The organism is Enterobacter sp. JBIWA008 (genome assembly GCF_019968765.1).
Taxonomy (GTDB): Bacteria; Pseudomonadota; Gammaproteobacteria; order Enterobacterales; family Enterobacteriaceae; genus Enterobacter.
In genome coordinates this window covers 821,854-834,485 of record NZ_CP074149.1, presented here as the reverse complement: position 1 = coordinate 834,485, position 12,632 = coordinate 821,854, and the positions used below count along the sequence as shown (strand labels likewise).

The 12,632-nt window shown below is 54.5% G+C and carries 9 protein-coding genes; 4 read left to right on the top strand and 5 right to left on the bottom strand.

Annotated elements, in window-relative coordinates:
- Positions 1–206 precede the first annotated feature (206 nt).
- Positions 207–1,760 carry a DUF3300 domain-containing protein gene (locus KGP24_RS03970; protein WP_223562443.1) on the top strand — a complete coding sequence of 518 codons (1,554 nt, stop codon included), beginning with the start codon at positions 207–209 and terminating at the stop codon, positions 1,758–1,760.
- Between the two features lie 10 nt (positions 1,761–1,770).
- Entirely contained in the window at positions 1,771–2,562 is a 792-nt protein-coding gene (locus KGP24_RS03965) for a DUF2950 family protein (protein WP_223562442.1), read from the top strand.
- Positions 2,563–2,632: 70 nt separating this feature from the next.
- Here KGP24_RS03965 and traT read toward each other — a convergent pair whose 3' ends face one another.
- From traT to pdhR, 5 genes are all read right to left on the bottom strand, one after another.
- Positions 2,633–3,364 carry a conjugal transfer complement resistance protein TraT gene (gene traT, locus KGP24_RS03960; RefSeq protein WP_223562441.1) on the bottom strand — a complete coding sequence of 244 codons (732 nt, stop codon included), beginning with the start codon at positions 3,362–3,364 and terminating at the stop codon, positions 2,633–2,635.
- A gap of 195 nt (positions 3,365–3,559) precedes the next feature.
- On the bottom strand, positions 3,560–4,984 hold the full coding sequence (gene lpdA, locus KGP24_RS03955; RefSeq protein WP_003856313.1) for a dihydrolipoyl dehydrogenase: 1,425 nt from the start codon (positions 4,982–4,984) through the stop codon (positions 3,560–3,562).
- 175 nt (positions 4,985–5,159) lie between these two features.
- Positions 5,160–7,058, bottom strand: coding sequence for a pyruvate dehydrogenase complex dihydrolipoyllysine-residue acetyltransferase (aceF, locus tag KGP24_RS03950; RefSeq protein ID WP_223562440.1), 1,899 nt, complete (start codon positions 7,056–7,058; stop codon positions 5,160–5,162).
- A 14-nt stretch (positions 7,059–7,072) separates the two neighbouring features.
- Positions 7,073–9,736: a pyruvate dehydrogenase (acetyl-transferring), homodimeric type gene (gene aceE / locus KGP24_RS03945; protein ID WP_223562439.1), complete on the bottom strand. Its 2,664-nt coding sequence runs from the start codon at positions 9,734–9,736 to the stop codon at positions 7,073–7,075.
- A 123-nt stretch (positions 9,737–9,859) separates the two neighbouring features.
- Entirely contained in the window at positions 9,860–10,624 is a 765-nt protein-coding gene (pdhR, locus tag KGP24_RS03940) for a pyruvate dehydrogenase complex transcriptional repressor PdhR (protein WP_008501960.1), read from the bottom strand.
- A gap of 263 nt (positions 10,625–10,887) precedes the next feature.
- Between pdhR and KGP24_RS03935 the strand changes: the two genes are divergently transcribed.
- Together KGP24_RS03935 and aroP are read left to right on the top strand one after the other, a co-directional pair.
- Entirely contained in the window at positions 10,888–11,115 is a 228-nt protein-coding gene (locus tag KGP24_RS03935) for a hypothetical protein (RefSeq protein WP_223562438.1), read from the top strand.
- Positions 11,116–11,161: 46 nt separating this feature from the next.
- Positions 11,162–12,532 carry an aromatic amino acid transporter AroP gene (aroP, locus tag KGP24_RS03930; protein ID WP_223562437.1) on the top strand — a complete coding sequence of 457 codons (1,371 nt, stop codon included), beginning with the start codon at positions 11,162–11,164 and terminating at the stop codon, positions 12,530–12,532.
- Positions 12,533–12,632: the final 100 nt, after the last annotated feature.

The window sequence follows — 12,632 nt, the reverse complement described above, 5'->3', positions numbered from 1 at the left end:
TAGGGCATCGTTTTGCGGTTTCTTCTGCACCGTGACGCTTCAGTTTTTTCCTCATCAGATATAATTGTGTAATAAATACTCACACTCTTTATCCGGACGTACCGGACGCTTCCCAATAAAAGTCAAAACAGTAAAAGACGGGTGAATAATACTCACGCCAACCGTAACGCCTCACGGCACAGCGCTTGTCTCGTTGGAGTCATTTTATGAAGTTGCCCTTTAAGCCACATCTGCTCGTCCTTCTGTGCAGTGCCGGGCTGCTTGCCGCCTCAGGCGTCATGTTTGTCAAAGGCCGCGCCACGGAGCCCGCTGCACCGGCCCCTGTCGCACAACAACCGGCTGCACCGGCGGCGGCCGCAGCCCAGCCCGCCTCTGTTGTCGCACCAACCTACACTGCCGCGCAAATAGATCAGTGGGTTGCTCCCATTGCGCTCTACCCGGATGCCCTGCTGTCGCAAATTTTAATGGCGTCGACCTATCCGGCCAACGTTATCCAGGCGGCGCAGTGGTCCAAAGACAACCCTAAAATGGAAGGGGACGCCGCGATTCAGGCCGTTGCCAGCCAGCCCTGGGATCCCAGCGTAAAATCGCTGGTCGCGTTTCCTCAGCTTATGTCCCTGATGGGCGAAAACCCGCCGTGGGTACAAAATCTGGGTGATGCGTTTCTCGCGCAGCCGAAGGACGTGATGGACTCCGTGCAACGCCTGCGCGCGCTGGCACAGAAGACCGGCGCTTTACAATCCACGCCTCAGCAGACGGTCACTACAGTGACTAAACCTGCACCGGCTAAAGCCAGCGCCACCGAGGCAACGACAACAACCACGTCTGCGCCCGCCCCAACGGTGATCAAAATTGAATCTGCCGATCCGCAGGTCGTTTACGTCCCCACCTATAACCCTAATACGGTTTACGGGACCTGGCCCAACACCTCCTATCCACCCACCTATCTCCCGCCCACACCCGGAGAGCAGTTTGGCAACAGCTTCGTCAACGGTTTAGGCTTCAGTCTGGGTGTCGCCACAACCTATGCCATCTTCAGCAACATTGACTGGGATGATGACGATGACTGGGATCATCACCATGGCGACTGGGATAATCACGGCGGCTATAACCGCAACGGTGATAACAACATCAATATTAACGTTGAGAACTTCAATAAAATCAGCGGACAGCGTCTGAAGGATGCCAACCGCACCTGGCAGCACAACCCGGCTTATCGGGAAGGCGTGCCCTATCCGACCAACCAGCTCAACACTCGCTTCCACGCCACCAACACGGCGACAGGGCTCAGTTCAACGCAGCAAAAACCGGGTAACCGCGATAGCCAGCGTCAGGCCGCGCTGAGCCAGATGGAGAAATCAACGGGCAAAACCTTCCCCCAAACGGCGCGCACCGGAACGAAAGATGTCCAGCGCAAGGCCTCAACTGAGCAGCTGAAACAGATTTCTCAGCGAAATAACTACCGTGGCTACGACACCAAACCGCAAACGGCGAAGCGGAGCACCACGCAACACCGAGAAAATCGCCAGACCACCGCGCAGAGACAAGAGAAACGGGTTTCGCAGCCCGCGCAGCAACGCCCTTTCCAGCAGCGAAACAGCCAGCCCCGGGCCAATGCGCTGAGCGGTAACGACAGCCGCTCCGCGAACTGGCAGGCGCAGCAGCAGCGCGGGGCGCAAAGCCGACAGATCGCTCGTCAACAACAACCGCGCCAGGCAGCTGGCGGACGCGCTGAACGCCGTGAAATTCGACATCGCTAAGGGAACCGACATGAAACGTAAACTACTCAGTGGAATGGTGTTATTCATGCTTTCGGCCTCGGTGATGGCCCAGCAGTCCTTTAGCACACCCGATCGGGCTACCGATGCACTGGCAAATGCCATTAGTGAGCAGAATGAAAGTGCAATGAATAACCTGCTTGGAGAGAACTGGCGCGATTTCCTGCCCCCAGAAGGGGTCGATCCTGATGCCGTCGATCGCTTCCTGCGCGACTGGAAAGTCCGTCATAACACCGTTGTTGAAGGTGACACGGCGCATCTTGTTGTCGGCGAGACCGACTGGCAACTTCCTATCCCGGTCATCAAGACCACTTCAGGCTGGCAATTTGATATCAAAGAAGGCGCTGAGGAGATCCTGACTCGCGAAATTGGTCGTAACGAGCTCGCAGCAATAGAAGCCTTACATGCTTACGTGGATGCGCAGCAAAGCTATTTTGCGATGAACCAGAGATACGCGCAGAAGATTGTCAGCTCGAAAGGGAAAAAAGACGGTTTGTACTGGCCAGCCTCTCCGGGCGAAGCGCCCAGTCCACTCGGACCGGCATTTAGCCCGAAGGAGCCAGGTACCGGCTATCACGGCTATCGTTTTCGAATTCTGCCGGATAACCACGGTTTCGCGATGGTTGCCTGGCCGGTCAGCTATGGTCAGACGGGCGTAATGAGCTTTGTGATAAACCAGGACGACAAGGTGTACCAGTCCGATCTCGGCAGCGATTCAGAGCAGAAAGCCCGGGCGCTAGCCTCATACGCGCCTGATAAAACCTGGCAGCCCGTCGAACCCTGAATCCCCGGAGGCGCTTCGCCTGCTAAACCTGTAGGCCGGGTAAGGCGAAGCCGCCTCCCGGCTTTTTAACTTACAGAATATTTGCGACAGATTTCGCCAGCTGAGCTTCCAGAACCGGTTTGGCTTCTTCAAACTTCAGGTTTACTTTGTTAGCGTTCGACACCACGCGGGTTTGATACTTCGCACGGTCGCCCTGCTCGGAGCTCGTTTGCAGCTTCACGCCAGACGTTCCCTGACGCAGCGCCGCGATGTTGTCCGTGGTCACCTTCGCCTTGCTGCGCTCGGAGATCTGCAGGTCGGTCACCATGGTGTAGTTCACGTCTTCCACCATCGCATCTGCCGCCATGCCGATCAGTCCCGCAGCCAACCCCACGCCCAGCGCTGCACCGGAGGAGTTGCTGTTGTAGGCCGTAATACCGGCACCCAACGCAGCACCAACAGCGGCACCTTCATAGCCCGTTTTCAGGTAACCCTGAGATTCACGCAGGTCCATTTTATCTGCTTTCAGAACGTTAGCCTGCACCCAATAGTACGCGCTGTCAGGTGAGCTGGTGATCTTGTATCCCTTGGCACTCAGATCGTTTGCCAGCAGCGTCTGCAGGTTGCTCATGTCTTTATCAGAGGTGTTTTTAACCTGGATGTAGACCGTTTTTTCACTGGATGGCTCAAGCCAGATGGTTTCACTCATCTGCGTTTTTACTTCCAGGTTGCGTTTTTTCACCGCCGTCGTCATCGCACCGCACCCGGTCAGCGTCATCACTGCCGCTAATAAGCCAATCCCCATCACTTTCTTCAAAGACATGCTATTTCCTTTTTGTGTGTAATCAAAAGTCCAGAATCGTTAACCGTGCGGCCAGTAGCTACACAATGGTGCAAAAGGTATCGGCAGACAGACGAAAATTTTTAGGGGAAATAACAAGAAGTTACCTACCATAATGGGTAGTTTTCAGGCAAAAAAAACGCCTCCAGAGGAGGCGTTAGCAATCAGGGAAGAAACTTATTTCTTCTTCGCTTTCGCGTTTGGCAGGTCGGTGATGCTGCCTTCAAACACTTCTGCCGCCAGGCCCACTGACTCGTGCAGAGTCGGGTGAGCGTGAATGGTCAGCGCGATGTCTTCAGCGTCACAGCCCATTTCGATAGCCAGACCGATTTCACCCAGCAGCTCGCCGCCGTTGGTACCGACAATCGCACCACCGATCACGCGGTGAGTCTCTTTGTCGAAGATCAGTTTGGTCATACCGTCAGCGCAGTCGGAAGCGATAGCACGGCCAGAAGCAGCCCACGGGAAGGTGGCGGTTTCGTAGCTGATGCCTTTCTCTTTCGCTTCTTTCTCGGTCAGACCCACCCAGGCAACTTCTGGCTCGGTGTACGCGATAGATGGAATAACTTTCGGATCGAAGTAGTGCTTCATGCCGGCGATAACTTCAGCGGCAACGTGACCTTCGTGAACACCTTTGTGCGCAAGCATTGGCTGACCGACGATATCGCCGATAGCAAAGATGTGCGGCACGTTAGTGCGCAGCTGTTTGTCAACGCGGATGAAGCCACGGTCGTCCACTTCTACGCCAGCTTTGCCCGCGTCGAGGTTTTTACCGTTCGGTACACGACCGATAGCCACCAGCACGGCGTCGTAACGCTGTGGTTCGGATGGGGCTTTTTTGCCTTCCATGGAAACGTAAATACCGTCTTCTTTCGCTTCAACGGCAGTCACTTTGGTCTCCAGCATCAGGTTGAATTTCTTGCTGATGCGTTTGGTGAAGACTTTAACGATGTCTTTGTCGGCAGCCGGGATAACCTGGTCGAACATTTCAACCACGTCGATCTCTGAACCCAGCGCATGGTACACGGTACCCATTTCCAGACCGATAATACCGCCGCCCATGACCAGCAGACGCTTAGGAACGGTTTTCAGCTCCAGCGCATCGGTGGAATCCCACACGCGCGGATCTTCATGCGGAATGAATGGCAGTTCGATTGGGCGAGAGCCTGCCGCGATGATCGCGTTGTCGAAGTTGATTACGGTTTTACCGTTTTCGCCTTCTACTTCCAGGGTGTTCGCACCGGTGAATTTACCCAGACCGTTTACCACTTTCACCTTACGGCCTTTGGCCATACCCGCCAAACCGCCGGTCAGCTGAGTGATAACTTTCTCTTTCCAGGTACGAATTTTGTCGATATCGGTTTTCGGCTCGCCGAAGACGATACCGTGTTCAGCCAGCGCTTTGGCTTCTTCGATAACTTTCGCTACGTGCAGCAGCGCTTTAGAAGGGATACAGCCGACGTTCAGACAAACACCGCCGAGGGTGCTGTAACGTTCTACGATGACGGTTTCCAGACCTAAATCCGCGGCGCGGAATGCTGCGGAGTAACCTGCCGGGCCTGCCCCAAGTACTACGACCTGAGTTTTGATTTCTGTGCTCATCATGACCTCTTAATTTATACCCGTCGTCCACCGGGTCGTTCTATCCGCCCGCAGTTTACAAAATTGTTAACAATTTTGAAACAACAAACGGCTCACGAATTGTCGCTTTCGCCAATAACCTCACAAACCCCATGAGATTATCAGAAAAAAGCCGGCCGACTGGCCGGCTTTTCGATTACATCACCAGGCGGCGAATGTCGCTCAGCATGTTGTTGATGATGGTGATGAAGCGCGCACCATCAGCACCGTCGATCACGCGGTGGTCGAAGGACAGAGAGATTGGCATCATCAGACGCGGTACGAACTCTTTGCCGTTCCACACCGGCTCCATCGCGGACTTGGACACACCGAGGATAGCCACTTCCGGCGCGTTCACGATCGGCGCGAAGTGGGTGGTACCCAGGCCGCCGATGCTGGAGATAGTGAAGCAGCCGCCCTGCATTTCGCCGGCAGTCAGCTTACCATCACGCGCTTTTTTGGAGATGGTGGTCAGTTCACGGGACAGCTCGGTAATGCTCTTCTTGTTAACGTCTTTGAAGACCGGAACAACCAGACCATTTGGCGTATCAACCGCAACACCGATGTTGATGTATTTCTTCAGCGTCAGCTTCTGGCCGTCTTCGGACAGGGAGCTGTTGAAGCGTGGCATCTGCTCAAGGGCAGCGGCAACGGCTTTCATGATGAAGACCACTGGGGTGAATTTCACGTCCAGTTTGCGCTTCTCAGCTTCGGCGTTCTGCTGTTTACGGAACGCTTCCAGATCGGTGATATCGGTTTTGTCGAAGTGCGTAACGTGCGGGATCATCACCCAGTTACGGCTCAGGTTCGCACCAGAGATTTTCTGGATGCGGCCCAGCTCCACTTCTTCGATTTCGCCGAACTTGCTGAAATCCACTTTCGGCCATGGCAGCATGCCCGGGATACCGCCGCCAGCGGCTGCAGCTGGTGCAGCTTCGGCGCGTTTCACCGCGTCTTTCACGTAGGTCTGAACGTCTTCGCGCAGGATACGACCCTTACGGCCGGTCCCTTTCACTTTCGCCAGGTTCACACCGAACTCGCGCGCCAGGCGACGAATCAGCGGAGTCGCGTGGACGTAAGCGTCGTTTTCAGCGAACTCAGATTTTTCTGCTTTAGCAGCAGGGGCAGCGGCTGGTTTAGCAGCCTGAGCCGGTGCAGCAGCCGGTGCTGGAGCAGCCGCGGCAGCCGGAGCTGCGGCAGGCGCAGCGCCTTCCACTTCGAAGACCATGATCAGAGAGCCGGTAGACACTTTGTCGCCGGTGCTGATCTTGATCTCTTTAACGGTACCCGCGAACGGAGCCGGCACTTCCATAGAAGCTTTATCGCCTTCAACGGTGATCAGTGACTGTTCAGCGGCAACTTTGTCGCCCACTTTCACCATCACTTCGGTTACTTCAACTTCGTCACCGCCGATGTCCGGTACGTTAACGTCTTTCGCGCCGCCAGCAGCTGCTGGTGCAGCAGCCGGAGCCGGAGCAGCGGCCTGCGCAGGCGCGGCAGCAGGTGCAGCACCCGCCACTTCGAAGATCATGATAAGCGACCCGGTAGACACTTTGTCGCCGGTGTTGATCTTGATCTCTTTAACAGTACCGGCGAACGGAGCCGGCACTTCCATAGAGGCTTTGTCGCCTTCTACGGTGATCAGTGACTGCTCAGCTGCAACGGTGTCGCCCACTTTCACCAGGATTTCAGTGACTTCAACTTCGTCACCGCCGATGTCAGGCACGTTGACTTCTTTCGCGCTCGCGGCGGCTGCTGGAGCAGCGGCGGCCGGAGCGGCTTCTTTCTTCTCTTCCTGCGCAGGTGCAGCTGCTGCTGCACCGTCGGCGGAATCGAAAATCATGATCAGTTTGCCGGTCTCGGTTTTATCGCCAACAGAGACTTTGATCTCTTTAACGATGCCAGCCTGAGGAGACGGGACTTCCATAGAGGCTTTGTCGCCTTCTACGGTGATCAGCGACTGTTCAGCTTCAACTTTGTCGCCTACTTTGACCAGGATCTCGGTGATTTCAACTTCATCAGCCCCGATGTCCGGTACATTGATTTCGATAGCCATTATTCTTTTACCTCTTACGCCAGACGCGGGTTAACTTTTTCTGCATCGATGTTGAATTTGGTGATTGCGTCCGCAACCACTTTCTTATCGATTTCGCCACGTTTAGCCAGTTCGCCCAGTGCTGCTACAACCACGTAAGAAGCATCAACTTCGAAGTGGTGACGCAGGTTTTCGCGGCTGTCAGAACGACCGAAGCCGTCAGTACCCAGAACGCGATAATCATCAGCTGGAACGTAAGTACGAACCTGCTCAGCGAACAGTTTCATATAGTCAGTAGACGCCACCGCTGGCGCGTCGTTCATCACCTGAGCGATGTACGGAACGCGTGGAGTTTCCAGTGGGTGCAGCATGTTCCAGCGCTCACAATCCTGGCCATCACGCGCCAGCTCGGTGAAGGAGGTAACAGAGTACACGTCGGAACCCACGCCGTAGTCTTTCGCCAGGATCTGCGCTGCTTCACGAACGTGACGCAGGATAGAGCCGGAGCCCAGCAGCTGAACTTTACCTTTGCTACCTTCAATGGTTTCGAGTTTGTAGATACCTTTACGGATACCTTCCTCGGCACCTGCTGGCATTGCCGGCATGTGGTAGTTTTCGTTCAGGGTGGTGATGTAGTAGTAAATGTTCTCCTGCGCTTCACCGTACATGCGCTGCAGACCGTCATGCATGATGACAGCCACTTCGTACGCGTAAGACGGGTCGTAAGAGATACAGTTAGGGATAGTCAGAGACTGAATGTGGCTGTGGCCATCTTCGTGCTGCAGACCTTCACCGTTCAGGGTCGTACGACCTGAAGTACCGCCTACCAGGAAGCCGCGAGCCTGCTGGTCGCCTGCCTGCCAGCACAGGTCACCGATACGCTGGAACCCGAACATGGAGTAGTAGATGTAGAACGGGATCATCGGCAGGTTGTTGGTGCTGTAAGAGGTCGCAGCAGCCAGCCAGGATGCGCCTGCGCCCAGCTCGTTGATACCTTCCTGCAGGATCTGACCTTTCTCGTCTTCTTTGTAGTATGCAACCTGCTCACGGTCCTGCGGGGTGTACTGCTGGCCGTTCGGGCTGTAGATACCGATCTGACGGAACAGACCTTCCATACCGAAAGTACGCGCTTCGTCGGCGATGATTGGAACCAGACGATCTTTGATCGACTTGTTCTTCAGCATCACGTTCAGGGCACGAACGAAAGCGATAGTGGTAGAGATCTCTTTGTTCTGCTCTTCCAGCAGCTGAGAGAAGTCTTCCAGCGCCGGCAGTTCCAGCTTCTCGGTGAAGTTAGGCTGGCGAGCTGGCAGGTAGCCTTTCAGCGCCTGACGACGTTCGTGCAGGTACTTGTGCTCTTCAGACCCTTCCGGGAAGGTGATGTAAGACAGGTTTTCTACCTGCTCATCGGTCACTGGAACGTTGAAACGGTCGCGGATATAACGCACGCCGTCCATGTTCATTTTCTTAACCTGGTGAGCGATGTTTTTACCTTCTGCGGTATCACCCATGCCGTAACCTTTGATGGTGTGGGCCAGGATTACAGTCGCTTTGCCTTTGGTTTCGCGCGCTTTTTTCAGTGCAGCGTAGATTTTCTTCGGATCGTGACCACCGCGGTTCAGGGCCCAGATCTGCTCATCAGTCCAGTCAGCAACCAGGGCTGCGGTTTCTGGATATTTGCCGAAGAAGTGCTCACGCACGTAGGCACCGTCTTTGGATTTGAAGGTCTGGTAGTCACCGTCAACGGTTTCGTTCATCAGCTGGATCAGTTTACCGCTGGTGTCTTTACGCAGCAGTTCGTCCCAACGGGAACCCCACATGACTTTAATCACGTTCCAGCCAGCACCTGCGAAGATGCCTTCCAGTTCGTTGATGATCTTGCCGTTACCGGTTACCGGACCATCCAGACGCTGCAGGTTACAGTTGATGATGAAGCACAGGTTGTCCAGCTTCTCACGGGTAGCGATGGTGATCGCACCTTTGGATTCTGGTTCATCCATTTCGCCGTCGCCCAGGAAGGCGTAAACGGTCTGCTCAGAGGTGTCTTTCAGACCACGGTGTTCCAGGTATTTCAGGAATTTAGCCTGATAGATCGCACCGATTGGGCCCAGACCCATAGATACGGTCGGGAACTGCCAGAATTCAGGCATCAGTTTAGGGTGCGGATAAGAAGACAGACCTTTACCGTGAACTTCCTGACGGAAGTTGTTCATCTGCTCTTCAGTCAGACGACCTTCCAGGAATGCACGTGCATAGATGCCCGGAGAGATGTGGCCCTGGAAGTACACCAGATCGCCGCCGTCTTTCTCGTTCGCTGCACGGAAGAAGTGGTTGAAGCACACTTCGTAAACGGTTGCAGAAGACTGGAAGGACGCCATGTGGCCACCCAGTTCCAGGTCTTTCTTGGACGCGCGCAGAACGGTCATGATGGCGTTCCAGCGGATTGCAGAACGGATACGACGTTCCAGATCCAGATTGCCCGGGTATTCCGGTTCGTCTTCGACGGCAATCGTGTTTACGTAGTTGCTAGCCCCTGCACCTGAAGCAACCTTCACGCCGCCTTTGCGGGCTTCAGAAAGCAGCTGATCAATCAGATACTGAGCGCGCTCAACACCTTCTTCACGGATGACCGATTCGATCGCCTGTAGCCAGTCGCGAGTTTCGATCGGATCCACGTCATTTTGGAGACGTTCTGACATGGGGGTATTCCTTATCTATCTAATACGTTGATTTGTCTGGAACCTGTCCCATTGTGCTCTTGGGCAAGAACACAATAAGACAGGTTCTGCGTTTAGTTGCCGCGCTCTAAAAGTACCTGGCGCTTAATCCTTTCGTTGCTGTATGCGGCGTAATGAACGTTCGCGACGCGATTGTTCACGGCTGCGGTCCAGCAAGATTTCCTCAATGAAAGCCAGATGTCGGTGCGACGCTTCGCGCGCCTGCTCCGGTTCCCCGGCCATTATCGCCTCGAATACTCGGGTGCGATGGTTGCTTACCAGTGGGAGCATGTCCCGACGGGCATACAACAATTCAAAATTCTGACGAACGTTCTGGGCCAGCATGGGCTCCATGCAGCGTAGCAGATGGAGGAGCACCACGTTGTGAGCCGCTTCGGTGACGGCGATTTGATACTGGACGACGGCGCTGGACTCGGCGTCTAAATCGCCGGACTGCTGTGCCCGTTCAATGGCCTGATGCAGTTCGCGGATACGCACGCGATCTTCATCAGTGCTGCGAAGGGCGGCGTAATAGGCCGCAATACCTTCAAGCGCGTGACGGGTCTCAAGCAGGTCAAACTGGGATTCTGGGTGGTCAGAGAGAAGTTCTACCAGCGGATCGCTGAAGCTCTGCCACAGGCTGTTTTGCACAAAGGTTCCGCCGCCCTGGCGACGAAGCAGCAAGCCCTTTGCTTCGAGACGTTGAATCGCCTCACGCAGAGAGGGACGTGAAACGTCGAACTGTTTTGCCAGCTCGCGTTCTGGCGGAAGTTTCTCACCCGGGCGCAGAGTCCCTTCGAGGATTAAAAACTCCAGCTGCTGCTCAATCACATCAGATAGTTTTGGTTGGCGAATTTTGCTGTAGGCCATATTCCCTGTCTTACGCCTTTTTGCCCGGAGTCAATTGGTCTTACCAATTTCTATTTCGTATCGCTAAAGTAACAAAGTATTCACCTTCTGTCCATATTGGTTTTGATTGAAATCAGTAAACCTTGCACATTTTAACAACCTTACAGAAATAACGTTTCAGAAATGTAACTTTGCACAAATGAGTTGATTACTCCCAAAGAGGGAGTTTTAACCATAATGAAACGAGGGCTTTTGCAATCTGAAGCGATTCAACAAGGCAAATAATGAAAATTCGCCCACTTACGGCGCATTTCTATTCTATAGGTTGGGTTAGGAAGAATGAGCGGGCCGATTTACAAATGCTTTCTTTTTATTCAAGTCGTCATCACCCCTTCATAAAGCAGGTGCATTCGCAGGCGCTTACCACTATTCTTGCGCTTACGGAAGTCATGCCCGCTTTTTTCGGTCTCGTTAACCGTAAAGAAATAAATACAGAATATGGATTTTCATAATTACACACGCTCAGCGTGAACATAACAACCACACACGAGGTTTCAAATGGAAGCTCAACAGCACGGCGATCAGCTAAAGCGCGGTCTTAAAAACCGCCATATTCAGCTCATCGCACTGGGCGGTGCGATTGGTACCGGCCTGTTTCTGGGCAGCGCATCCGTTATCCAGTCAGCCGGTCCCGGCATTATTTTGGGTTACGCGATTGCCGGTTTTATTGCCTTTCTGATTATGCGACAGCTGGGTGAAATGGTCGTTGAAGAGCCGGTCGCAGGCTCCTTCAGCCACTTTGCCTATAAATACTGGGGCAGCTTTGCCGGTTTCGCCTCGGGCTGGAACTACTGGGTGCTGTACGTTCTTGTTGCCATGGCTGAGCTTACCGCCGTCGGGAAATATATTCAGTTCTGGTATCCCGAAATCCCAACCTGGGCCTCCGCAGCGGCTTTCTTCGTCATTATTAACGCCATTAACCTGACCAACGTAAAAGTGTTCGGTGAAATGGAGTTCTGGTTTGCCATTATTAAGGTGATTGCCGTAGTGGCGATGATCATCTTCGGCGGCTGGCTGCTGTTCAGCGGCAACGGCGGCCCGCAGGCAACCGTGCGTAACCTCTGGGAACAGGGCGGCTTCCTGCCTCACGGCATGACCGGTCTGGTGATGATGATGGCCATCATTATGTTCTCCTTCGGCGGCCTGGAGCTGGTAGGGATCACTGCCGCTGAAGCTGACAACCCGGAGCAGAGCATTCCAAAAGCCACCAATCAGGTTATCTACCGTATTCTGATCTTCTACGTGGGCTCGCTGACCGTGCTGCTCTCCCTGCTGCCGTGGACGCGCGTGACCGCTGACACCAGCCCGTTTGTGCTGATCTTCCACGAGCTGGGCGACACCTTTGTCGCTAACGCCCTGAACATCGTGGTATTGACCGCAGCGCTCTCGGTTTATAACAGCTGCGTATACTGCAACAGCCGCATGCTGTTCGGCCTGGCCCAGCAGGGTAACGCGCCAAAAGCGCTGCTCAACGTCGATAAACGCGGCGTGCCGGTAAACACGATTCTGGTTTCGGCGGTGGTGACCGCGCTGTGCGTGCTCATTAACTACATGGCTCCGGAATCGGCGTTTGGCCTGCTGATGGCGCTGGTGGTCTCTGCCCTGGTCATCAACTGGGCGATGATCAGCCTGGCGCACATGAAGTTCCGCCGTGCCAAGCAGCAGCAGGGCGTCACCACGCGCTTCCCTGCCCTGCTTTACCCGCTGGGCAACTGGGTGTGCCTGGTATTTATGGCAGCCGTGCTGGTGATCATGCTGATCACGCCGGGTATGGCGATTTCCGTCTACCTGATCCCGGTCTGGATTGCGATTCTTGGCGTGGGCTATCTCTTCAGTCAGAAAAGCCGTAATGCCATGAAGGCTCACTAAGCCTCTCTCCGCGGCACCTGCTTTTGCGGGTGCCGCGCGTTGTTACCTTCCTCACACTTTCGCCCCCACAGCGTATTTATCCATATCACCGCCCTGATAC